This is a genomic window from Propionibacterium sp. oral taxon 192 str. F0372 (genome assembly GCF_000413315.1).
Classification (GTDB): Bacteria; Actinomycetota; Actinomycetes; order Propionibacteriales; family Propionibacteriaceae; genus Brooklawnia.
In genome coordinates, this window is the sequence record NZ_KE340297.1 from 1,200,736 (window position 1) to 1,222,916 (window position 22,181).

The following is a 22,181-nucleotide window of genomic DNA, read 5'->3' on the forward strand; positions in this document are numbered from 1 at the left end:
GTAAATCGGGGTAGAAAATCAATCTTGCTCGGGAAGCTGGGGAATGGTTTCTCGTTCTGACTGTTGTGGCTAGCAAGTGATCTGCGGGGTGAAGAATTAATCGGGGTAGAAAATCAATTTGATCAGTCGATAGGATCAATTTCAGTATGGGTGGCGATTCGGTTATTAAATTCTTCGAATGATTACGCGCAGACGGAGGAAACGAATGCTGCTCTTGGGATGAAAGTGAGTTTCAAGAAATGAGTAATTTCAGTCATGCTGCACAGGTTCCCAGTGGGTCTTTCACGCCCGCAGAAGGGGAAGGGACTGTTGTTCAGATCTTTGATGGGCAGAATCTGAAGAATGTGTTGGATGCGTTGGTCGCTAGGTTTTCCACCGCGTTGACCAATGACCGCGCAGAAGCTGAGAATGCCAAGGCGGCGGCCGATGGGCCGTTGTGCGATGGCTATGACGCGGAGGCGACTGCTGCGAACTTCTTGAAAGCCGAGCAGACCATGTGCCGTAATTTGGATTCGCTGGTGGGTTCCACGGCGATGGGTGGCATGTCGGCGGGTTTCCCTGAAGGGTTTTCTCCTAGCGGTGGCACCGGTTCGGCTGGTAAGTGGATCGAGACGGCCGACGCGTCGGTCAACAATCAGAGCCCGTACGACGGCTGGCATAAGGCGATGACCGATCTGCACAAGATCGTGGAGGATTCCCAGACCACCAAGACCGAAAGCTGGCAAGGCGATGCGGGAGATGCCTACCGGCAAGACGCCAACGACCGCACCACCGAGGTCGCTGCCTTGGAGTCGTTGGCTCGTAATTCACGGGATGCTTTGCATGCATTGGTGCAGGTGCAAGCAACCGTCGTGGATGCCCTCGTCGACGAGTTCGACAGGCAGATAGGCTTGACGACTGGCGCCGATACTCCTCCTGAAACCAAGCAGAATTTCGAGGCCATGGGCGATTCCCGGTGGGATGATTTTCATTTCTACAAGCGCACGTGCTCGGTGGATGCCATTGTTCGTGGATTGATTGATTTCACGAACAATTTAGAGAGTGAAGGCCAGAAGTGGATTCAGGCATCCACGCAGATCGGTACGACCCTCCAAGAAGCGGTTAACTCGGCTCGCCAGAACCAGACCAATGATGGCTCCTATAATGGTGCCACCAAGGTGAGCGAGGATCCCGGCGGCCAGTGTTACGCTTCGGGGGGCGTTGATGCCACGAATGCCTGGATCTGACCACATACTCCTGCCGTGCGCCGGGCGTGTGTGTGGTGCACGGCAAGGGTTGGTTTGAGTTGGTGTGCGATTGTAGATGGATTGGGGTTTGGTCATGGATTGGCAACATCATCGGGTAGTAGTGGTTCGGGCAGCAGCCGGTATGGCGGCCGCGGTGACGGTGGCCGCGTCACTGGCCGGGTGCACACCAACCAAATCCCCGAAAGATCAACTCGCCGAGATCACCGCGGTCACCGGAAACCAAATCTTCGCCATGGACGTCACGGTCGCAGGAGCCACAAAACGCGATAACGTGTCGGTGAGTACCACCCGCGACGGTACCACCGGCTCGTATGCCCTCAATGATGGGAAAGTCGCTAGTCAAGGATCCTTTGATCCTCCTGTGGGTGTGTTGATGGATGTGAGTGCTTTCCCGTCCATTGATACGTTGACTGAGCTCGCCAAAACTACACATAAGGAAGAAGACAATTGCGCCCCCACCACAGCCCGTGCCGCCACCACCCCATCGGGGGCTATCGCCACCTGGGTCGAATGCAACAACAGGCAAGATCATCCCGCCGTCGATGGTAAAGCCACCATCAATGGCGAGCCGCTGCTCATCCCCGCCCTCGACCTCACTACCGCACAAAGCTACACCGCTATCGACCAAGCAGTCACCCAACTATTCGGCACACCCAACATCAGCGACATCTTGTACGACGTCGAAAGCCGACGCATCGTCATCTCCTCAGGCGAAACCATCAACACTCAAGGTGAACCCTGCCACGCCAGCATCGGGGCAACCACCACACAACCCACCACCCCCCTACCGTTGACATGTTCCGGTATGGCCGGGCCACCTTTTGCCATCAACGACTACGGCCCCGACACCATCGCCAACACCATCACCAGCCTGCTCACCTCACCCCACATCGACGTAGCCGCCATCAGCGGCATCACCTTCACCGGCGGCGACAACGGCACCCTCCACTGGGAAGCCAACTCCCACAACCTCGCAGACCGCAAAGACAAGAAACAATACCTCGAAGGCAACATCCCCAAACGCTGACCGCCGATGACCGATTCTTGCTTCCTGTAATGGCAATTTCGCAGGCGCTAGACCTGAGCTAGGCTCAATGATTCCGGGTCGCACCCAACAAGACGCGCATCCCAGGCTCGTCGACGTCGGCACCAAAAACCGGGCCTTTCGGATCCAGCAGATGGGCGCAATCCATCCCGGCAATCACCGGCGCATAGCCAATGTCACGAACCAGACCGGCAACTACCGCAGCTGCCTCAATGTCATCAGAAATCACCGCCATGGCCCGGTGCGCGGCGACATCAAGCGCCCGCTTGTCGTCTCGGTAGTCGTGGTAGCTGAAATGGTTCAGCGACTTCACCAACCGCATCTGCGGATTGCGGGCCTGTACGCTCGTGGTCGTCGAGATAGCTGGTGCGTGCTCGGTCTCACCAATCGTCGACCATTGGTTCATCGCGTCGAGCACGATCCGGTCGGTGAACAGTGACCAGTCGAGCTCAGCCGATGCCTCGAAGGGAACCGCAAGCAGTATGACGTCGCTGTGCTGCGCCAATTCCGGTCCATCCACCAGCTTGGCACTTTCATTTCCGTCGACGAGGGAGAACAATTCCGGAACAGGCGCGAGGTCGTGCACCAGTACTGTCCAGCCGCTCGTGAGCGCGGCACGTGCGATGGCACGGCCCAGCTTGCCGCCTCCGATGATACCCAGAACTTTCATGACTTACTCACCCCTCATTCCCGCTCGGCTGCTCCTGGAATTTGAGCGCTTCACCGCACCGAACGTTGTGCCCACTGTGACAGATCGACGATCCGATCGCATCGGCTCATCAGATCATGGTCATGGGTGATCACCACCATTGCAGCTTGGTTGGTGGCGGCGAACAGGTCGTCGAGCAGAGCTTCGGCACTCTGCCGGTCGAGATGCTCGGTCGGTTCGTCCAAGATCATCAACTCCGGGATGCGATCGGCGACAAGCACCCTGGCGAGGGCGATTCGCTGGGCTTCCCCGCCTGAGAGGGTCGCTCCCAACTCGCCGATCACCCGTTCAGGATCCAGACTGAGACCAGCCCGCTCCATGGCCCGGGCAACCTGTTTGTCAGATGCGTTCTTGTTGCCGATACGGATGTTCTCGGCGACTGACGTGGCGAAAATGTGAGCATCCTGGGCAAGATAACCAATCGACGCTGGGGCGCTGATCGTTCCCGCCGTCGGCGGGATCATACCCATGATGGTGACTGCCAGGGTGGTCTTGCCCAGCCCGGAGGCCCCGACGATCCCGACCCGCTCCCCGGGGGCAACGTGCAGATCGACCCCAGCAAGGATTTCCCCGGCATCCGGCCAGCCGACACCCACACCCTCCAGCACCAGCCCCACGGTGGTGGCATCCTGATCCACCACCCGGTCTCCGGTTCCGATCGCCGGGGCATGCAACACCTGCAGCACCCGGCCTAGCGCCGAGCGCGATCTGGTGAGGGTCTGCGCGGCCCGGCTGAAATCGGCGAAGATTTCATGCATGGCCAACGGGACCAGGACCAGGATCGCCAAATCGCGTCCGGGCATCTGTCCAGACACCACCGCAGCCCCGCCGATCACCAGCCCGCCGACGACGGTCATCCCGGTGAAAAAGAGCTGTCCGGCGCCGGCCACTCCGCGGGTCCAGGCTCCGCGTGCCTCCGCGGCCCGCAAATCGTCGTCAACCTGGGCCAACTCGGCCAACCGCTTCTCGCCCATCTGGTGGGCCACCAGATCGGTCGCGTTGAGTGTCATCTCGCGCACCAGATCCCCCAATTCGCCGCGTGCCGGAATCGCCCGGATGTCGGCAGCGTGCGACCATCGCTGGGCCGCCCATGGGATGACGACGCCCGAGAGTAAGGAGGTCACCAGCAGCAGGAGTGCTGCGCCCGGTGAGAAGAGGGCCAGCAGCACCGAAGTACCAGCGATGACCACCATCGCCGAACAAAACGGCATGATCACCCGCACCAGCAGATCGACGATCGCCTCCACGTCGGCGATGACCCGTACGAGCAGATCACCCAAGCGACGCCCTAGCAAGGTAGTGTCGGCCAGCTTCGCGTAGGAATCCATCCGCAGTAGGGACTGCATTCTGAAGGCGAGCTCGTGGCCGACCAGACGTTCCAGATAGCGGAATACGCCCCGCCCGATGCCGAAGAATCTGACCCCGACCGCGGCGGCAGTCAGGTACATCACCGGGGGATGCTCTGCGGCCCGCGACAACAACCATGCCGATAACCCCATCAACCCGATTGAGGAGACTGCGGTGAGCACGGCCATAGCGAGTGACGATGTAAATCGTAGCCAGCCACGCGGCATGCGCGGGATCAGGGAACGAGTCAAGCCGATTACCTGGGGCATTGTGGCCGACCGATCGCTCATGACCGCACCCCCGATCCGACCTCAACGATCTCGTCGGCGATGCTGAGCAGCGCATCGCGGTGGGTGACCGCCACCACCAAGACCCCCATCGAGCGCACCAGTTCGACGACCCGGGTCTCGGTGGTTTGGTCGAGACCCGCCGTGGGTTCATCCAACACGAGCAGATCAACTCCACCGGCTTCGACGCGCAACAGGGCGCGGGCCATGGCGACGCGACGACGCTCACCGGCTGACAGCCCCTCACCGTCGTCGGCAATCGGACGGTCCAGGGCCAGAGATTCGGCACCGCACCGGTCGAGAGCGCTGCGCACCGCATCATCGTCGGCACCTGGATTACCCATGCGTACATTCGAGGAGATCGTGCCGCGTACCATCCCCGGATCCTGGGAGACCCAGGCAATCCGGGACCGCCAGGATTCCGGGTCAAGATCTGCCAGGTCGACTCCGCAGACCGTGACCCGCCCGGTGGTGGGGGTGGTGAATCCCATCAGTACTGACAAAGCGGTGGACTTACCGGCTCCCGAGGCGCCAACCAAGACGACAGTCCGTCCGGGGGAGAGCTCCAGATTCAGTCCGCTGAGTGAGGGCCGGGCTGCCCCCTCGTGGTGCACCCCGACATTCTCGAAGACGACGGTGATCGCTCCCAGACCAGCCGCGTCAATGACGCCGATGGGCCGCTCGGCTGCGTCGATGATGTCCAGGGCCATCTGAGCAGCCGCCGTGCCGTCGGCAGAATCATGGAAATGGGCGCCCACCTGACGGATCGGTAGATAGGCCTCCGGGGCGAGCATCAACACGAATAAGGCTGTGGCCAGGTCGAATGCCCCGTCGACGGTGCGGAAACCGACATTAACTGCGATCAGGGCCACCGACAAGGTGGCGATAAACTCCAGCACTCCACCGGAGGCGAAAGCCATTGCCAGGGTCTTCATGGTGGAAGTCCGGGCGGCCTGCTCGGTGACTTCCAGTCCCTTCGACTGTGCTTTCGCCCTGCCGAAAACCTGCAAAGTGGGCAGGCCGGTGACTAGGTCGGCGAAGTGATTCGCGAGCTTGGTCTGGGCCGCCAGGCGCTTGTCCACCTCGGAGCGGGTGGCCAGGCCGATGAGCACCATGAACACGATGACCAGTGGAATCGTGATGGCCACGATGATCCCGGAGACCCAGTCGGTAATGGTGATGATCACCCAGATCCCGGCCGGGACGAAGATCGCGATCATCATCTGCGGCAGGAATTTCGCGAAATACCCGTCCAAGGCATCCAGTCCCTGGGTGACGAGGTGGATCAGCTGGGAGGAGGTGGTGGTGGCGTCGCTGGGGCGTTTCAGGCGGGCGCGCATCAACTCAATGCGCAGCTGGGATTTCACCGCTGCCGACGCGCGATGCGCCCAGCGGCTGGTGGCCCAGACCAACACTGCTCGCACGACGAAGACCGTGGCCAGACACCACAATCCTGCGGTAAAACCAGGCAGGGGAGCGGCATGGAACCCGCCGGTGTCGAAAACCCCTGCCACTAGGTGGGCGATCAACCAGGCCTGGGCGACGACGGCGACCCCGTTGAGGATTCCGGTCGCGCCGACAGCGACCAGGAAGATCTTGGCCGCTGTCGCACGGTGCAGCAGTCGCCTGTCGAGTGGAGCAGCCATTAACTCTTAGCCAGTACTTCTGCGGCCTCACTAGGCTCCGGCGGCATGTTCCGCACCGACAAACGGCGACGGAACACCGTATAGGACCATGCCGTGCAGGCCAGCACGATCGGCATGATGACCAGGGCAGCCATCGACATCAGCGACAAGGTGGCCTGCGAGGAGGCCGCCACACCAGCATTGAATTCGGTGCCCGGCGCTGGGGCAAAGCCCAAGGTGCCGTACATCTTGATGAAGTGGCTGGCGAACAGCGCAATGATGGCCGCCCCCGTGCCGAGGAAGGCCAGACCTTCGCGACGCCAAGGATCCTGACGGTTGTGCATCACGACCGCGAAACCGAGGGCGACGACGCACACTACCCCGGTTATCCACATGGCCATCGTCGCCCCGTCGCCGAGGAAGGGGTTGTCTGAGGCCGGGTAGGCGATGTTGCCAATGACGATGAAGGCCACCAGCAGCAGCAGGGCCACTGGGCCGAGGGCCTTGACGACGCGGTTTGCTTTCTCCCGGACCTCTCCGGAGGTCTTCAGGGAGAGGAAGACAGCCCCGTGCACCATGAACAATGCCACGGCCAGTATTCCGCCCAGCAGACCGAAGGGGGAAAACAGCGACCAGAAGGAACTGGTCACGTACGCAGGATCGCCGGCCATTGGCATGCCAATCCACATATTGGCGAAGCCGACCCCGAAGACCAGCGAGACAATGAGCGAACCGATGGTGGAGCACCAGTCGAAGGAATCACGCCAGTTGTCGTCGGGCATCAGAGCGCGGTATTCGAAGGAGATGGCGCGCACGATCAGGCCCAGCAGCACCAGCAGCAGCGGCAGGTAAAGGCCTGCGAACAGCGCCGAATACCAGCCAGGGAAAGCCGCGAACATCGCGCCACCAGCGGCGATCAGCCACACCTCATTGGCGTCCCAGGTTGGGCCGATAGCGTTGATCATGACGCGGCGTTCGCGAGGATCGCGTCCAATGACCGGATAGAGCATAGCGACGCCGAAGTCGAAGCCCTCCAGGAAGAAGAAACCGATCCACAGGACAGCTTCCAGAAGAAACCAGATGGTGATCAGAGTTTCGTGTGACATATCAACCACTCCGGGTCAGTAGGCGAAGGAGATCGGGGCGTCGGGGTGCTTGTCGAGCGTAGGTTCTGTAACCTCGGGTAGATCCTTGGCTGCGTGAACGAAGAACAGCTTCAACACGATTACGGCGATGATCCCGTAGACCAGACCGAAGGCGGCCATCGAGGCCAGGACCTCTCCAGCACTGACATTCGGTGAGACGGCCATCCAGGTGGGCAGCACTCCGTAGACAACCCACGGCTGACGACCCATCTCGGTGAGGATCCAGCCGAAAGAGTTGCCGAGCACTGGAAGGAAGGGCAACACACCCAGGCCGATCCTCCAGACCTTGTTGGCCTTCGGCGCTCCGCCCTTGCGGGTGACCCACAGCATGGCCAGCCCGCCGAGAGCAGCCAGCGAGCCAAGGCCGATCATCAGTCGGAAAGAGTAGTAGGACATCATGACGTTAGGCACCGGATCGACGCCGAGAGTATCTAGCTCGGAGACGAATTCCTTCTGCAGCCGGGTGGTCTCGCCGTTGACGTTCTGATAGCCCGATGTCAGGTATTCGTTGGTGAGATCTGCGATGCCTTTCACCTCCGCATTCGGGTCGTTGAAGGCCAAGAAGCTCAGGACGTAGGGAACTTCCCAGGAGAAAACCTCGTGGACCTCGGTGATTCCCTCGGCATTGCGTTGCTGGGTGAAGATACCGACGATCGAGAATCCGGCGGCATTGGTGGTCTCGATGAGGCCCTCGGATGCGGCGAGTTTCATCGGCTGGAATTCGGCCTCGACTTGGGCCTGAGCATGTCCAGAACCGAAGACCACAAGGGTGGCTGCGAGCAGCGTCCAGGCACCCATGCGAGCGGTGCGCCGCAGCACATCAGCGTCAGGGTGATCGGTGGATTCCTTGGCCGCCTGGGCGAGTTTCCACCCTGCGATGCCGACTAGCAGCGAGCCACCGGCCATCAATCCGGCCCCGATCTGATGCGGGAAGGTGACCAGGAAGAAGGGGTTGGTGAATAGTTCCCCGAAATCGATGAGCTCGGCGCGACCGTTGTTGTAGGTGGCCCCGACCGGATTTTGCATGAAGCAGTTCGCCGCGAGGATGAAGGCGGCCGACAGCGTCGAACCAAGCGCGACGAAGTACATCATCAGGTTGTGGGTGCGCGGACCGAGCTTGTCCCAGCCGAAGATCCACAGCCCGATGAAGGTTGACTCGAAGAAAAAGGCGATGAGCGCCTCCAGGGCGAGCGGGACGCCGAAAACGTCACCCACGAAACGGGAGTACTCCGACCAGTTCATGCCGAACTGGAACTCTTGGACGATGCCGGTGGCCACGCCGGCAGCGAAATTGATCAGGAAGAGTTTGGCGAAGAACTTGGTCATGCGAAGCCACTGGATGTCACCAGTACGCCGCCATCGTGTCTCGAGTATGGCGACTATCCATGCAGTACCGAGTGTGACGGGCACGAAGAAGAAGTGGTAGACAGTCGTGATTCCAAACTGCCAACGCGCGAGTACCTGTGCGTCCATGCGCGGAAGACTACCGCGATGTTGGCTCCACTAATGACCAGAAGCATCCCACCGGGGTCTGATGAGCAGAGGGTGTGCGCCGACGACAGCTCTCCGGAGGGCTCATCGCTCCCTCGTCTCGCCGAGAATACCTGTTTCACAAGCGCTTCTGTCGAGAATTTCTTGATCATTCTGCCAGTGGCGAACAGGGCCTGTGTTGTGGCTGAGTGCCACACAGTTGGAGCTCACTGAACGAAGGCAGGCGTCTCGGGTACCACTGTGGTTTGACCTTTCCGCTGTCTCTGATGCACCGTGCAGTTTGTCTCTCGTGCCCTCGCAATGTGACCGCATGACGCCGTGCTTGGGGGTCTTGCTGATCACGCTGCGCTGGGACGGCGGCGGAAGTCGGTGGGGGTGGTGTGCCAGTACCTATCTAACGCTGTTAGGGTTTGGTTGGATTCGAGAGAGGACTTTGATGGGAAAAACCATACATCCGGCTCGTGACATCGCCCTGATAGCGGTTTTTGCCGGAGTGACCGCTGCCTTGGGAATCATCCCGCCGATACCCGTTGGCCCGCTCCCTATCACCGCGCAGACCCTGGGCGTGATGCTGGCCGGGGCGATCTTGGGCGGTTACCGGGGCTTTGCCTCGCAGCTGCTGTTCTTGGCGCTCGTCGCCATCGGGCTTCCCCTGCTGGCTGGCGGTCGCGGTGGTACCGGTGTGTTCTTCGGTCCCTCGGTCGGGTTCCTGGTCGGCTGGCCGATTGTCGCCGGGTTCATGGGCTGGGCTACCTACAAGGTGGGCGCTCCCTACAAGCTGTGGGAGGGAATCGGTATCCATCTGCTCGGGGGCATCGTCGTGCTCTACTGCTTCGGTATCGCAGGTCTGATGCTGCGGGCCGACATGAGCTTCCAGAAGGCCTTGGTCACTAACGCGCCTTTCCTGGTTGGCGATACCATGAAGGCGGTGATAGCTGCAGTGATCGCTAAGGGGGTGCACTCCGCTTATCCGCGGTTGCTCCCGCACCGGAACCGGGGGGCCCAGGACAGCTTCTCGCAACCGGAGGGTTGAGACAGTGGTCCACATCCGGGTCGAACATCTTTCCCACCGCTATGGGGAAGGCCCACTGTCCCGGTTGGTGCTCGACGATGTGAACGTGGACGCCGATCAGACCCGTATCGGGGTGGTCGGCCACAATGGGTCGGGAAAATCGACCTTCGTGAGGATGCTTGATGCCCTGATTGCCCCCACGCAGGGCAGGGTGCTCGTCGACGGAATCGATGTCGCCGCCGAGCCAGCCACGGTGCGGCGGATGACCGGTTTCCTGTTCACTGACCCCGACTCCCAGATCATCATGCCCACCGTCGCCGAGGATGTGGCCTTCGGGTTGCGGCGCTCCGGTCTGACGCGTGAGGAGATTAGCGACCGGGTGGCCGCGATGCTTGAGCACTACGGACTCAGCTCGCACCGTGACCACCCGGCTCATCTCCTGTCCGGTGGGCAGAAGCAGCTGCTGGCCCTGGCCTCGGTGCTCATCACCTCCCCGAGGCTGCTCATCATGGACGAGCCCACCACCCTGCTCGACCTACGCAATGCCCGTCGCTTCGCACGGCTCGTCGCTGAACTGGATCAGACAGTGGTGCTGGCTACCCACCATCTCGATTTGCTTACCGATTTTGACCGGGTGCTGGTCTTCGACGCGGGCCGTCTGGTGGCCGACGACGCCCCTGCCCCGGCCCTGGCCCACTACAGATCGTTGATGGACTGATGAAATCCACCCTTGGCTTGTACCAACCGGGTACCTCCTGGCTGCACCGGGCACCGGCCTGGACGAAACTGCTTGCCCTGTTCATGATCGGTGCCGCATCGGTGGTCATCCAGGGCACCTGGTGGTGGGTGCTGGCCACCTTCGCTGTTGTTGGGGTGGTCTATCTCTCGGCGGGTCTAGGCCTTGGGCTGATGTGGCATCAGATCCGGCCGATGATGCTGCTCATGATCGTCATCGCTGCGATGACGTGGATCACCGCGACGTGGCAGAAGGCCGTCGCCGTTCCTGGGATGATCCTCGTTCTGGTGGCCGTCGCGAGCTTGGTGACGCTGACCACGCGAACCACTGACTTGGTCGATGTCTTGGTGCGGTTGTTCGGGGTATTGCGTCGTTTCGGGGTTGATCCGGAACGGGTTGGGTTGATCCTGCTGCTCGGAATCCGCGTGGTGCCGCTGGTGTACGAGCTCTCCCGGGAAATCTCGGAGGCACAGACGGCACGTGGTGCCGTGCGCGACATCCGGGCTTTCGCGGTTCCCCTGATCGTGCGGGCACTGCGTGACGCCGACGCCATGGGTGAGGCACTGGTGGCACGTGGTTTTGACGACTGATCCGAGGACCGGCGGCACCAGGCAGCGACCGGTGTCGCCGGTACCATGACGCCATGAACAACAGGACGCCTCGCAGCAACGTAGCTGTCACGTTGGGTGTGTTCGTTCTATTGATCTGCGTGGTGGCAGTCGGTGGAGAGTTGCTGTTGAACTACGGTCAGGGCTATGTGGCCATCCAGCAGGCTCCTGCGGTCCCGGTTTCCCCGGCTCCGGAGGATCCCGGCGAACAACCCACCGACGAGGCACCTGCCCCCGAAGAACTCACTGTCGGGGTTGTTCTACTCTTCGGCGATCTGGGCGATGGCTACTTCTCGACCGGCACCGGTGTGATCACCGACCCCTCTGGGATTATCGTGACGAATTACCACGTCGTTCAAGACACCATCTCCATTGAGGGGGTGAACGGCCCAGATGGGGAACGTCACCAGGTCACCGTGCTGGGGCGTGACATGTGGGCGGACATTGCCGTATTGCAGATGGAGGGTGCTAACAGACTCGCCCCCGCCCGGATTGACACCATCCCACCGCAGGTGGGGGAGAGGCTCACCTGCGTCGGCAATGCCAGGGGCAACGGAGTGCTGCGCACCACCAGCGGAGAGATTGTCGGCATCGACCAGAAGGTGAGCATCCCCTCGAACTTCCAGGGCTCGCACGACACCGAACTGCTGGGCCTCATCACCACGACCGCATCTGCAGTTCCTGGGTATTCCGGTGGGCCCACCATCGACGCCGACGGGGAGGTCGTCGCCATGACCACCGCCATTTCCGAAGACACCGGCGATGGTCATCACACCTATTCGATCCCGATTCAACAGGCCATTGCCGTGGCCGATCAGGTGCGGGCCGGGAAGGAGGCAGGCCACATCCGGCTGGGGCCACGACCCCGGCTAGGTCTGGAACTCGGTATCGACACCCCGATGGTCGTCAAGGTGGAGGAGCTCTCCCCGCTGGAGGGCTCTGGATTGGATGTGGGTGACGTGGTGACTGCCCTCGACGAGCAACCGGTCGACAATGTCGGCGAGCTGTTCGAACAGATCGAACAGCTCGAACCTGGCACCCTTGTTACTCTTTCCTGGCGGGAGAAGGACACCGGGATCACCGACAAGGTCTCGGTGCATCTGGGAACCGGCTGGCTGAACTGAGAGCAGCGTCGCGACGTCCTCCACAGGCTTGCGACCGGACACGGTGGCCTCCTGGGCGGGACACGACGCCACCGGTTGGTGGTTCAGTGCAGTTTCGGTTGGACCCCGATGGTGCCGACCAGCGACTGGCGGTAGCTGTCGGACCGCACCCGGTTCAGTTCGGTGCGGGCCAGTTCGGTGCGCCCAGCCAGGTCGAGGCGCTGGGCCACCCGCTCGGTCGCCTCAGCGGCGAAGGCCTCCAAGGCCTCCACAGTCGCCTGCTGGCGCTTGGCGTCCAGGGAGGCTTTCACCTTGAGCCGCTCGGCATACCAGTCGGAGGCCAGGATCATCTCGCGGTCGAACATGCGCCGGAACTCGGGGGAATCTAGCGTCCAGCCCTGCGCGGTGTGTCCGTCGGCCATGATCTCGAGTAGCCCGCGCAGCGGGGGCACTGCCAGCTCAATGCCACCATCTCTGAAGTATGCCTTGGCCACCCGCTGGTGGGTGGTGACGATGGTATCCATCGATTCGGCGAAGATGGCCATATCCTGCAGCTCGGGGGCCAGCATCTCGTCGGTGAATACGACGTCGGGGTGCAGGAAGATGCGCCCGAAATAGGTGGTGGTGAACTGCTGGTTGATGCGGTAACCCAGCCGTGAGGCGAGTACCGTGCGGCCCTCGAATTCGAAATCTTCCAGTTTCTCCAGAAAACCGCCCGCGATGAGTGTTGCGGCATCCCGCTCGGCGGGCAGCATCCGGCAGAACAATTCCGGAATCAGCATCGAAATGTCGTGGGCCACCTGCACGTTTGGCCCGATATACCCTGCCGACGACAGCCAGCCGTCGTAGCCGGTCAAGGCATAGGAGAGCAGCGCCGAGTTGAGGTCGATGATGGGAAGCAGGGCATTGAAGGGGCCCTTGGTCAATGCGCCCTCGGAACCGGCGCCGGTGGTCGAAGGGGATTTGCCGGTCATTGAGGAGATGAACTCCATGAACAGTTCCGGCAGCTCCATGTAATGCAGCGGGTTGTAAACGCACAGCGGCGGTACCCCCGCTTCCTTCGGGTTGTTGCGGCGGCCAGCGGCGACGATGTCCACCGAGAGCGGCGCGAAGGCGTCGGTCGGCAGTTTGCGCACCAACTTGGAGGCCACCTCGGCAGTCATGGTTAGTTCGGGATTGGCGACGTCGGGGCGGGTTTGTAGGTAGCGCGGGTTCTTGGAACGCTTCCCGTCGACGATCCGCGACTGGTCGGAAGCGATCCACCAACTGGGATGCTGGTCGTTGCCCATCAAGGCTACCTCGGAGATCAACTTACGCATCGGGCCGGTGTACTGGGAATAGACCGGTGAGTTTTCCTCCAGGGCCCGGGCCTCGTCGTGGGTGAGCGGTTCGAAATTGGAGATGAAGGTATCGCGCCCGGCGAGATCACGCTCGGCCTGCTTGTCGTAGCCGCGGATCACGGCATCGTCAGGGCGTTGGAAAAGTAGCTGTTCGCAGTTCATGACGAATTTGCGTGATGGGCTCTCCTGGCTTCCGGAGCCGGTTGCCGGGGTCTCGAAGGGAGCGCACACCGTCGAGACGGTGATGTCGTCTTCGGTCTGCACCTTGATCGCGGGTGAGAAGTCCGGACGCAGTGAGAACAACCGCCAGGAACCGTCGGGCTGGAAACCGACGCGCAACATGTTGGCGATGACTTTCTCCCCATCCAGTCGCAGTGCATTGCCCTGGAGACCGTTCATGATGCCCACCGAGAAATGGGACCGCCAGTCGGCACCCCATTCGGGCTTGTAGAAGCGCTTGACTGTGAACACCAGTTCCTTGATGTGCGAGGGGATCTGGTTCAAGAAGGCGTTGTACTGTTCGCAATAGAGCTTAGATGGGGTGAGAAGCTTGATCACCGAGCCGAGGGAACGCTCAGGGGAGAGCAACTCGCGGCGGTCGGAGCCGTTCTGCGAGGCATCAGCCCAGCGTTCGGAGTAGTCCTTGTCCAGCAGGGCTTGGACCGCCTCAATGTCAGCCTCGAAATCGGCGGTGTAGGCGTTGTCGAAGACGAAGGCATCGGCCAGGGATTTCGAGATCTCGGATTTGCCGCCCCCGGAAACGGTGGCTGGTTTGTGGGCCTGGGTGGAGATTGGCGAGACGCCGATCAAATGCCACTGGGTCTCGTCTAGCTCACGGTGCTTGGCGTAGACACGGTACCCCATTGGGGTCATGTACTCCTTGCCAGTGTGCAGCTTGGTGTGGTGCTCCCCGGCCTGGTCACTCCAGGTGATCTGTTGGTCGCGCATTGAGTAACAGGCACCGGCGGGCACCAGGATGACGCGGGGGTTCCGCAGATCGGTGGCGGTCCCGTCGGGATTCATCGACCAGCGTTCCGGGTTGCGGGCGACGACATCGGCGAAGGTGTAGTCGGGGGTGGTGTAGGTGTCGTGGAAATCCTGGCCCAGGTTGTAGGCCGGGTACACCAGGGCGCCACCAGAGTGCTCTTCCTCCGCGGCGCCGAGCAGGTTCGCCGCATAGGAGAGCTGGGTCTTGACTTCCTTCTTGCAGTAGCCGAAGTAGTTGTCCGCGACGACGGTGACCATGACCCCGCGCTCGTCGCGGGCACACACCTTGAAGGCTTTGCCGTCGTTGTAGAGCTCGCCAGGATCGCTCCAGCACTGGCCATCGCGGCGCTCCCGCTCGGTGGCCTCGTCAATGTGTGGCAGACCCAGAGATTTCTTGGTGACGGTGGTCAGGTGGGGGGCCAAGACGACGAGCCCGGTATGTCCCGACCAGCCGATCGGATCGAGGGCAGCGTCGTTCTCCGGCAGCTGTGGGTCTCCGGCATTGCCGAAAATCCCTTCGACGAAGTCGAGGTTGCAGACCAACCCACCCGGGACGATGAAGCGGATCTCCATCGTCTTGACCGGGCCACGACCCGGCACAGCGGGCACCACCAAGGGGCGCATGAACAGGGAAGCGAAACACGACGACGGCGTGGGCTGGTTTGCAGTGTAGGGCAACAGCATGTCGGCGTGGGGTGGCTGGAAAGAAAGCTCCAGGATGCGAGCGAAGACATCCTTGCGTACAGCGATCTTGTCGTCGGGGATAGGCAGACCACCTTGAGCGATGTGGAACACCCCGGCGGTGGTGCGGCGGTCATTGCGAGGGTTGTGCAGCACGCCGTTCACCAAGCGGTAAGACGCCACGACGTCGGAGTGGAATTCGTCGCCGTCACAGGGCAGAGACAGACCGCGGGCGAGTCCTGCTTGGTCGAGGATCAGGGTCTGACGAGGGAGTTGTGGGGAGGCCTCAACGTCAGCAAGGTAATCGTCGAGGAAATCCTGGATGCGCTGGTCTGCAGGACACAGGCGGTCGGAAAGGCGGCGGGACAGTTCACGCTGACGGGCCAGCAGTGGCTCCACCAGGTCAAGGTCCTCGTTGTCGCTCGCGGTTGTCGGGAGCTCCAGCAGTGCCAGACGCAGGTTGATTGCGGCATTCAGGGAATCTTGCACCATAGCCCCAGTGAACCAGACCTGGGCATTGCTCAGACAGGGTCTCATGACGGTTGCCAAGGTCTTGGGCCTGTCTCGGAAACGGCTGGCAACTTGGTTGCAGTAGACTTGCCTGCAACCAAGTTGCCAGATTTCTCCGGTTCTTCGGTGTCAGTGCGTAGCTTCGGATGCGTCAAGAACCCTGAGGATTCAACGAGAGGTGTGCAAGTGATCAAGTTCCTGAAGGAGCTGCGGGACCGATTCCTCTTGGACGAACTCGCTGATCACGAGAACCGTATGCGGGAGTTGTGACGGCGCAACTCCGCCCCGCCTCGTTCATCATCAGCGTCTGGTTATCTCATCCGGAGCGCATGTGGGCATCTGGCCTGTTCGTCGGGCGTTCTACGTGGTGTGGCTGATCAGCGAAGATGCGGCATGCAGGGTCTCAGGCGCCACTGAGGATGAGTGCACCGATGGATTGGCGACTGGGCATCTGAATGACATGACACCCGGGCCACGTAGCATGTGAGCACTTGGCGGAACCCCCTGCCGGTACTTGATGCGAATGGAGTACGGATGGCCGAGAGTATGGCGGATGTCTTTGCGCGACTAACACGGGTTGCGGACACGATCGACAACATGCCTGCGGATGAACTCCCGGATGCAGATGCCCTGAAGCCAATCAGCGTTCATGCTCAGGATGCGGATGGTTTCGTGGTGGTCGAGATGACTGACATGGAAATAACCGATGTGCAGTTCAACGCTTCCTGGCTCCGCAGTAAATCGCCGCAGACCATCGAGCGGACACTTCGCGATGTCCTCAACGATGCGCTGCGGCAGGCTGCCCTCGCATCGCAGGAGCAGTTGATTGCTTTGGGCGGATCGTTCGGTGATCTGACGAAGAACATCCGTGATCTTCAGGGCTTCGCCACCCAAGCCACTCGCGAGCAATTCGAGCGCATTGAGGAGGCGATCGAGCGTGCCTGATATCCAGTTTCATCCCGCCAGTTGGCGCAGCGCCGGGGAGAAGATGAGCGGTGCGGGGACCTCCTTCGGTTCGGAGATCGCATCCCTACTGGAACAAGTGTCCGACGTGGAGGCATGTGGTTGCAATGATGGTGGAACCCTTGCCGATGCAGCCATCGCGATGATCTACCCGCCGGTGGTCCAGGCTTTCCAGGAGGCGATCCAGGGCATCGGTCAATCGGTTGACACGCAGGGTCAGATGATGCAAGAGACCGCTGACATGTATGAGGCGACGGAGGCCGACAACACGGATCTCGCACAGTCAATCATGGAATTTCTCGGAGGAATGTGACATGGGGTTGATGCTTCCGGGGTGGTTGCGTACCGCTCTCGAATATGTTGGTTACGACTGGCCCTCGACCGATGAGTCGGTGCTGAACCAGTGGGGTGGACAGTGGGATCAACTGAGCCAGAAGGCTTCGACGAGCGTAGAATCGGTTAATGGCATCGCGAATGAGGTGCTCGGCAAGAATTCTGGGGCTTCAGTGGAGGCCTTCAAGACGTGGCACTCCGATGCCGAAGGTCCGATGAAGTCTGCCCACGACCTGTCCTTGGCTGCGACGGGTGTTGGCATCGGCCTGCGAATCATTGCCGGGATCGTGTTGGCGATGAAGGTAGCGGTGATCGCCCAACTGGCCATCCTTGCGGCTTCCATCGCATCAGCGGTAGCCACCGCTGGTCTTGCCTCTGGTGCTGTGCTTGCTGCCAGACAAGCGGCCAAATGGGCCATTGAGGCAGCGATCAACTACGCGGTGGAGATGATCATGAACGGAATGCTCGGATGAGTGGAGTATCCAAAGTCAGTGGGATGACTCCCAAGTACTGGGATAACTCCCAAGTGTATTGATGATATCAATGGTGAGTTCTTCGCGAAATTCGCCGAGAAACACCTGCACTTCCTCAAGCTTGCCAAGAAAATCTTCAAACACGATCAATCGTCTGGAAGGAAATTTAGAATTTTCTGGACGATTCCATGAATGATTCCAAGATGGGGATGATGTTATGATGGATTGTGGCGACGTTGATCTGAAGGCGCTTGATGCTGAGGCGAGGACAGCCCTGAGGGGTGGAAACGTTGATCGTGGCTTGGAGTTGTTCGAGCGCCTGTGGCAGGTGGCGTGGGAGCGTCGTAGTGAGGAGGACGCCCGGTTCTACCTCCAGGCTGAGTGCCGTAGTCTTGCAGAGTACTTCCTGACGCATGGTCGGCCGTCGGATGCTCGGGTGTGGGTGGAGAGGTATCACCAAGTGCTGGGCACGGATCGGCCGATGAGCCCGCAATCGGCGATTTACGACATTGCGTTGGCCTATGAGTCGGGTGACCTTGAGGAGGCTTACGAGCGCGCCAAGGGAATTTACGACATGTATGGGCCAGATGCGTTTAATGGCAAGAGTTGGAGTAAAAAATACGGCGACTGGTTCCTTGATTTTTCTGGGTATGGTTCTTTACATGTGCAGATTCCAGCGGCTGATTTAGGCTCGGATTCAGAGTTGCCGGATGAGCTGCCGGACGAGCCATATGACCAAATCGTCGTGTTATGGGATCGTATCGAGGAACTGTTCGATGAGAAGAGCTATGCCAAGGTGATTCCGCTGGCGATTGAGGGCCTGAATCTTCTTCCGCAGCCGTTGTCGCACTGGGAGCTGGCGACTCAACTCTACATATTGCTAGGGGAATCCTGCTACCGAGAGGGATACCTTAGGGAAGCCGAGCGTGCGGTGCGTGAGGCATTTAAGTGCCCCGGTGGCCTTGAGAACCAGATGGCGTGGTGTGTGTTGGGCATGGCATTGAAGGATCAGGAAGGTCGTGAGGCCCAGGCATTGGATGCGCTGATGAGTGCCTACATGATCGACGGTGCCGACATCTTCGAAGGACTTGGTTTCGATTCGGGTCTCGATTTGTTGCGGAATAAGGGTCTCATCTGAGATGAGTTCATGCAGCGTGACGTGCTGATGTTGGGACAGACGTTCTCGTCAGATCGATAGCTTGCCTCCAGCATTGGCCGTCGCAGCGCTCCCGCTCGATGACCCCATCGGCGATTGGACCCCTCGGGTCACAGACACCCACAGCTCTTGATGTGAGATTGGAAAGCAGCATTGTCTGGCTCCACTGCACAGTCGACCCCAGTATCACTCACACTGACAACTGTGCATTCTTGAGCTTGCCGACCGAGGAATCGTCGCCGCTGAATTCGATGCGTGCAACCTCGTGACGTCCGTAAAGCCATAACAGGAGCTCGGCGCCGGTTGCGGTGATCGTCGCCGGGCGCGGTCCGGTGGCGACAACCACCCGCTCGCCGGTAGGCAGACCATCGACGACTCGTTCCAGCAGTACTCCGATGCGTAGCCTGCCCAGCCGCAACCGCGCCATTGAGCAAGCGTGGGACCACAGTTGCTCATCGGCCGCCGAGGCAAGCACCCGCGGAGTCCAGCCGACGACAGCCCGGCGCAGGTCCTCGTGGTGCACGAAATATTCCATGGCATTAAGCCGTTCGTCGATGCGCGGCAGTCCCAGCGGATTCGGCAACCGGGGCCCATCGGCGATCATCCCCACCAGCTCATCGAAGTCAACCTCGGCACGCAGTCGGCGTGACCGTGAAGCAAGATAGCCAGATAGTGGCTTGATGAGCATCCCGGCCGCAGCCAAAGGATTGGTCTCCCGCAACCGCAGATGCACGGCGAGATCATGGGCGTCCCAGCCCGCGCACAAGGTCGGTGCGTCGGGGCCGACGGCGCTCAACAGCTCCGCCAGCTGGTGTCTTTCGGTGCGAGCGAGTCGGTAGGTCATAACCCAACGCTATCCAACCCTGTTCCGGGCAACTCATCAATGTGGTCCGGATGGAAGAACCATTCCCCGCGGTCGTAGGCTGGCCGGGCAACATTGTTTCCCACCTGTGGAGGATCCGATGAATCTGGAGAAGGTCGTCTTCGGCTTCTTCATCACCCTGGCAGCGGCCCTGAACTTCGGCTTCTTCCTGGGCCCGCTCGACTCCGTACACCTGCACAACGGCATTGAGCTCGCGGCTGCTCTGGTGGCCTCCTTCATTGCCACGATCCTGAAATTTGGTGATCGCACTCAACTGGGCGCGGTTCACCTAGCCACCTCGCTGGTAGCCGATCTCCAGTTAATCGCGGCAGCCGCGGTGTGGATCGTTACCGGATCGCAGGCCGGCGGTCTGACCGGCGAGGCGATGTCCGTCGTGGTGTCCTTGTCGGGCGGTGCCCTGCTGGCCAATGTGGTATCGGTGGTGCTGCTCGTCTCGGAAATCATGCCGTCGCGGCGCTGAGACTGAGCGCATCCCAAACGAGTACATTTCAACTGTCATGAAGACACGACAGGTGACCACCCGCCCCAAGGTGCTGGGCGACGTCTTCTTCCTCATCCTGCGCAGAATGAGGTTTCCCCTGCTGCTCGTGGTATTCGTCTACGCCATCTGTACCCTGGGGCTGGCCATCATCCCTGGCACGACGAGCGAGGGGGAACCCGCTGCGCCGCTGACCTTCTTCGAAGCCTTCTACGTCGTCTCCTACACCTCCACCACCATCGGCTTCGGTGAGGTGCCACACCCCTACAACGCCATGCAACGGATGTGGATGACCTTCACCATCTACGTTTCGGTCGCGGCATGGAGCTATTCCCTGTTCGCTGTCATCGGCTTGCTGCGTGACAGGGGCTTCCAGTCGGCGGTGCAGGTGGCCAGGTTCTCGCAGACCGTGCACAACATTCGTGAGCCCTTCTACATCGTGTGCGGCCTAGGTGACACTGGGCGCACCTTGTGTCACGGCCTGGATCATCTGGGGCTGCGCTTCGTTGCCATAGAACGCAACCAGGATCGGGTGCAGAAGATGCGCTTCGATGGTTTCAACGTCGACCCACCAATTGCCACCGGTGACGCGTCCCAGACTTGGCTACTGCAACTCGCCGGGTTGATGAACCCGAACTGCAAGGGCGTGGTGGCCCTCACAGACGACGACACCGTCAACCAGGGCATCGCAGTGACGGTGCGGCTACTCAAGCCTCGTGTCCCGGTGCTGGCCCGGATTCGCAACGAGGGTACCGAAACCCACATCGGAGTCTTCGGTGGCGATGTCGTGGTGAATCCTTTCGCGCGCTTCGCCGACTACTTAGCCGCGGCGGTCACCGCACCGAAGCGTTACAAGCTGCGCAAATTACTCACCGGTCTGCCCGGAGAGCCATCCGCGGAAACAATCGCCCCGCCGCGCGGGCACTGGATCGTCGCCGGTTATGGCCGTTTCGGGCGTGCCGTCACCGATTCCCTGCGGGCCACCGGTATGGACATCTCGGTAGTCGACACCCTGCACTACGACGAGGGTGGGGTTGATGTGTGTGCTACTGGCACTCGCTCCGAAGACCTCAAGGCGGCCGGCATCGGGCGTGCCGTTGGCCTGGTGACGGCTAATTCCTCAGACACGAAGAATCTGGCGGTTGCGGTGACCGCAAGGGCTCTCAACCACGACCTGTACATCGTCAACCGGCAGAACAATCTGTCGAATGCTCCACTGTTCGAAGCCTTCAATCAGGAACTGTTGATGGTGTCCTCGCGGCTCGTTGCCGAGGAGTTCCTGGCCCGGATCACCACCCCGTTGCTCAACCGCTTCCTGCGCCTGATTCCGCAACACAACGAGGCTGAATGTGAGGTCATCCACGCCAAACTTGCTGCTCTGGACCCGGGCCGCAATCCCGAGGTGTGGGATTTGACGGTTGCGGAGAAGACCACCCCGGCTCTGGCCGAGTTCGTCGATGCCGGTGGTAGGTACACGGTCGCTCATCTGATGGCCGACCCGGATGACCGGTCGCAACGACTGGCGATCATGGTGCTGCTGGTGCGCCGGGGCAACAAAAACATTCAACTGCCGGGAGAAGATTTCGCTATCGATTCCGGAGACAGGCTGCTGATCGCTGGCACCGCGGAATCCAAGCACCTGTCGTTGCAGACCCTGCGCAACCAGAACATGCTCAACTACGTTGTCACCGGGAACCAGTCGAATGGCGGCACGGTGTGGCGGTGGCTGACCCGCCATCATCCGCCGAAGGTGGTTCCACTACCCGAGGTACGAGGCGGCTGTGCCATGACCGAGGTGAGTACCGACACCAGCACCCAGCTTCCCATTCAGTGAGTTCAGGCCCCGGCTATGGGGTGCTGCCTGAGACATGGCATGTAGAGGGGTCGCCCCGTCTTCCTCCGTTGGAAGCGCCGCTCGCATCGCGTATACGGGCGAGATCGTGCCACTCGTATCGACAACTCTAAATGCGCTGTTGCGTTGAGCAGTTTGCAGTTGGATCCCACAGGCAGTTACTGTTAGTG

20 protein-coding genes are annotated in these 22,181 nt (G+C 60.8%); 12 read left to right on the forward strand and 8 right to left on the reverse strand.

Going from position 1 to position 22,181, the window contains the following annotated elements:
* Positions 1-239 precede the first annotated feature (239 nt).
* Together HMPREF1531_RS05605 and HMPREF1531_RS05610 are read left to right on the forward strand one after the other, a co-directional pair.
* Positions 240-1,226, forward strand: a complete 987-nt coding sequence (locus tag HMPREF1531_RS05605) for a hypothetical protein (protein WP_016668955.1) — start codon at positions 240-242, stop codon at positions 1,224-1,226.
* Between the two features lie 94 nt (positions 1,227-1,320).
* On the forward strand, positions 1,321-2,274 hold the full coding sequence (locus tag HMPREF1531_RS05610) for a hypothetical protein (RefSeq protein ID WP_156860187.1): 954 nt from the start codon (positions 1,321-1,323) through the stop codon (positions 2,272-2,274).
* Positions 2,275-2,338: 64 nt separating this feature from the next.
* Here HMPREF1531_RS05610 and HMPREF1531_RS05615 read toward each other — a convergent pair whose 3' ends face one another.
* From HMPREF1531_RS05615 to HMPREF1531_RS05635, 5 genes are read right to left on the reverse strand one after another with little or no spacing between them, the layout of a single operon-like run.
* A complete protein-coding gene (locus HMPREF1531_RS05615; protein WP_016668957.1) occupies positions 2,339-2,962 on the reverse strand; it encodes an NAD(P)-binding domain-containing protein in 624 nt (207 codons plus the stop codon).
* Between the two features lie 50 nt (positions 2,963-3,012).
* Positions 3,013-4,638 (reverse strand): thiol reductant ABC exporter subunit CydC, encoded by a 1,626-nt coding sequence (cydC, locus tag HMPREF1531_RS05620; RefSeq protein WP_016668958.1) that lies wholly within the window; start codon positions 4,636-4,638, stop codon positions 3,013-3,015.
* On the reverse strand, positions 4,635-6,281 hold the full coding sequence (gene cydD / locus HMPREF1531_RS05625) for a thiol reductant ABC exporter subunit CydD (protein WP_016668959.1): 1,647 nt from the start codon (positions 6,279-6,281) through the stop codon (positions 4,635-4,637). Before cydD ends, cydC begins: the two co-directional genes overlap by 4 nt.
* Positions 6,281-7,366 (reverse strand): cytochrome d ubiquinol oxidase subunit II, encoded by a 1,086-nt coding sequence (gene cydB / locus HMPREF1531_RS05630; protein ID WP_016668960.1) that lies wholly within the window; start codon positions 7,364-7,366, stop codon positions 6,281-6,283. Before cydB ends, cydD begins: the two co-directional genes overlap by 1 nt.
* A gap of 15 nt (positions 7,367-7,381) precedes the next feature.
* Positions 7,382-8,878 carry a cytochrome ubiquinol oxidase subunit I gene (locus tag HMPREF1531_RS05635; RefSeq protein WP_016668961.1) on the reverse strand — a complete coding sequence of 499 codons (1,497 nt, stop codon included), beginning with the start codon at positions 8,876-8,878 and terminating at the stop codon, positions 7,382-7,384.
* 454 nt (positions 8,879-9,332) lie between these two features.
* Here HMPREF1531_RS05635 and HMPREF1531_RS05640 point away from each other — a divergent pair, with 454 nt between their 5' ends.
* The 4 genes from HMPREF1531_RS05640 to HMPREF1531_RS05655 are packed head-to-tail and all read left to right on the forward strand — an operon-like array spanning position 9,333 to position 12,376.
* Positions 9,333-9,929: a biotin transporter BioY gene (locus tag HMPREF1531_RS05640; protein WP_016668962.1), complete on the forward strand. Its 597-nt coding sequence runs from the start codon at positions 9,333-9,335 to the stop codon at positions 9,927-9,929.
* Positions 9,930-9,933: 4 nt separating this feature from the next.
* Positions 9,934-10,626 carry an energy-coupling factor ABC transporter ATP-binding protein gene (locus HMPREF1531_RS05645; RefSeq protein ID WP_016668963.1) on the forward strand — a complete coding sequence of 231 codons (693 nt, stop codon included), beginning with the start codon at positions 9,934-9,936 and terminating at the stop codon, positions 10,624-10,626.
* Positions 10,626-11,234 carry an energy-coupling factor transporter transmembrane component T family protein gene (locus HMPREF1531_RS05650; protein WP_016668964.1) on the forward strand — a complete coding sequence of 203 codons (609 nt, stop codon included), beginning with the start codon at positions 10,626-10,628 and terminating at the stop codon, positions 11,232-11,234. The genes HMPREF1531_RS05645 and HMPREF1531_RS05650 overlap by 1 nt, the downstream gene beginning before the upstream one ends.
* 53 nt (positions 11,235-11,287) lie before the next feature.
* Positions 11,288-12,376 carry a S1C family serine protease gene (locus tag HMPREF1531_RS05655; RefSeq protein ID WP_016668965.1) on the forward strand — a complete coding sequence of 363 codons (1,089 nt, stop codon included), beginning with the start codon at positions 11,288-11,290 and terminating at the stop codon, positions 12,374-12,376.
* Positions 12,377-12,459: 83 nt separating this feature from the next.
* On the opposite strand, the gene HMPREF1531_RS05660 is transcribed toward HMPREF1531_RS05655, so the two are convergent.
* Entirely contained in the window at positions 12,460-15,855 is a 3,396-nt protein-coding gene (locus HMPREF1531_RS05660) for a hypothetical protein (RefSeq protein ID WP_036897323.1), read from the reverse strand.
* Between the two features lie 552 nt (positions 15,856-16,407).
* Between HMPREF1531_RS05660 and HMPREF1531_RS05665 the strand changes: the two genes are divergently transcribed.
* From HMPREF1531_RS05665 to HMPREF1531_RS05675, 3 genes are read left to right on the forward strand one after another with little or no spacing between them, the layout of a single operon-like run.
* Positions 16,408-16,818: a YbaB/EbfC family nucleoid-associated protein gene (locus tag HMPREF1531_RS05665; RefSeq protein ID WP_016668967.1), complete on the forward strand. Its 411-nt coding sequence runs from the start codon at positions 16,408-16,410 to the stop codon at positions 16,816-16,818.
* A complete protein-coding gene (locus HMPREF1531_RS05670) occupies positions 16,811-17,149 on the forward strand; it encodes a hypothetical protein (RefSeq protein WP_016668968.1) in 339 nt (112 codons plus the stop codon). The genes HMPREF1531_RS05665 and HMPREF1531_RS05670 overlap by 8 nt, the downstream gene beginning before the upstream one ends.
* A gap of 1 nt (position 17,150) precedes the next feature.
* Positions 17,151-17,642, forward strand: a complete 492-nt coding sequence (locus HMPREF1531_RS05675) for a WXG100-like domain-containing protein (RefSeq protein WP_016668969.1) — start codon at positions 17,151-17,153, stop codon at positions 17,640-17,642.
* Between the two features lie 15 nt (positions 17,643-17,657).
* Here HMPREF1531_RS05675 and HMPREF1531_RS14310 read toward each other — a convergent pair whose 3' ends face one another.
* A complete protein-coding gene (locus tag HMPREF1531_RS14310) occupies positions 17,658-17,786 on the reverse strand; it encodes a hypothetical protein (RefSeq protein WP_269593249.1) in 129 nt (42 codons plus the stop codon).
* Positions 17,787-17,859: 73 nt separating this feature from the next.
* Here HMPREF1531_RS14310 and HMPREF1531_RS05680 point away from each other — a divergent pair, with 73 nt between their 5' ends.
* The gene (locus tag HMPREF1531_RS05680; protein ID WP_036897326.1) at positions 17,860-18,780 is read left to right on the forward strand and encodes a hypothetical protein; all 921 of its coding nucleotides are present in this window, start codon (positions 17,860-17,862) and stop codon (positions 18,778-18,780) included.
* A gap of 208 nt (positions 18,781-18,988) precedes the next feature.
* Here HMPREF1531_RS05680 and HMPREF1531_RS05685 read toward each other — a convergent pair whose 3' ends face one another.
* Positions 18,989-19,642: a TIGR03085 family metal-binding protein gene (locus HMPREF1531_RS05685; RefSeq protein ID WP_016668971.1), complete on the reverse strand. Its 654-nt coding sequence runs from the start codon at positions 19,640-19,642 to the stop codon at positions 18,989-18,991.
* Between the two features lie 118 nt (positions 19,643-19,760).
* On the opposite strand from HMPREF1531_RS05685, the gene HMPREF1531_RS05690 reads away from it, so the two are divergent.
* Together HMPREF1531_RS05690 and HMPREF1531_RS05695 are read left to right on the forward strand one after the other, a co-directional pair.
* Positions 19,761-20,141, forward strand: coding sequence for a DUF6394 family protein (locus HMPREF1531_RS05690; protein ID WP_016668972.1), 381 nt, complete (start codon positions 19,761-19,763; stop codon positions 20,139-20,141).
* A gap of 37 nt (positions 20,142-20,178) precedes the next feature.
* Positions 20,179-21,993, forward strand: a complete 1,815-nt coding sequence (locus HMPREF1531_RS05695) for a potassium channel family protein (protein ID WP_016668973.1) — start codon at positions 20,179-20,181, stop codon at positions 21,991-21,993.
* Positions 21,994-22,181: the final 188 nt, after the last annotated feature.

What these genes read in the sequence shown, in the direction of transcription:
- HMPREF1531_RS05605 (WP_016668955.1), top strand. Translation starts at nt 240, where the DNA reads ATGAGTAATTTCAGTCATGCTGCACAGGTTCCCAGTGGGTCTTTCACG.
- HMPREF1531_RS05610 (WP_156860187.1), top strand. Translation starts at nt 1,321, where the DNA reads ATGGATTGGCAACATCATCGGGTAGTAGTGGTTCGGGCAGCAGCCGGT.
- HMPREF1531_RS05615 (WP_016668957.1), bottom strand. Translation starts at nt 2,962, where the DNA reads ATGAAAGTTCTGGGTATCATCGGAGGCGGCAAGCTGGGCCGTGCCATC.
- cydC (WP_016668958.1), bottom strand. Translation starts at nt 4,638, where the DNA reads ATGAGCGATCGGTCGGCCACAATGCCCCAGGTAATCGGCTTGACTCGT.
- cydD (WP_016668959.1), bottom strand. Translation starts at nt 6,281, where the DNA reads ATGGCTGCTCCACTCGACAGGCGACTGCTGCACCGTGCGACAGCGGCC.
- cydB (WP_016668960.1), bottom strand. Translation starts at nt 7,366, where the DNA reads ATGTCACACGAAACTCTGATCACCATCTGGTTTCTTCTGGAAGCTGTC.
- HMPREF1531_RS05635 (WP_016668961.1), bottom strand. Translation starts at nt 8,878, where the DNA reads ATGGACGCACAGGTACTCGCGCGTTGGCAGTTTGGAATCACGACTGTC.
- HMPREF1531_RS05640 (WP_016668962.1), top strand. Translation starts at nt 9,333, where the DNA reads ATGGGAAAAACCATACATCCGGCTCGTGACATCGCCCTGATAGCGGTT.
- HMPREF1531_RS05650 (WP_016668964.1), top strand. Translation starts at nt 10,626, where the DNA reads ATGAAATCCACCCTTGGCTTGTACCAACCGGGTACCTCCTGGCTGCAC.
- HMPREF1531_RS05655 (WP_016668965.1), top strand. Translation starts at nt 11,288, where the DNA reads ATGAACAACAGGACGCCTCGCAGCAACGTAGCTGTCACGTTGGGTGTG.
- HMPREF1531_RS05660 (WP_036897323.1), bottom strand. Translation starts at nt 15,855, where the DNA reads ATGGTGCAAGATTCCCTGAATGCCGCAATCAACCTGCGTCTGGCACTG.
- HMPREF1531_RS05665 (WP_016668967.1), top strand. Translation starts at nt 16,408, where the DNA reads ATGGCCGAGAGTATGGCGGATGTCTTTGCGCGACTAACACGGGTTGCG.
- HMPREF1531_RS05675 (WP_016668969.1), top strand. Translation starts at nt 17,151, where the DNA reads ATGGGGTTGATGCTTCCGGGGTGGTTGCGTACCGCTCTCGAATATGTT.
- HMPREF1531_RS05680 (WP_036897326.1), top strand. Translation starts at nt 17,860, where the DNA reads ATGATGGATTGTGGCGACGTTGATCTGAAGGCGCTTGATGCTGAGGCG.
- HMPREF1531_RS05685 (WP_016668971.1), bottom strand. Translation starts at nt 19,642, where the DNA reads ATGACCTACCGACTCGCTCGCACCGAAAGACACCAGCTGGCGGAGCTG.
- HMPREF1531_RS05690 (WP_016668972.1), top strand. Translation starts at nt 19,761, where the DNA reads ATGAATCTGGAGAAGGTCGTCTTCGGCTTCTTCATCACCCTGGCAGCG.
- HMPREF1531_RS05695 (WP_016668973.1), top strand. Translation starts at nt 20,179, where the DNA reads ATGAAGACACGACAGGTGACCACCCGCCCCAAGGTGCTGGGCGACGTC.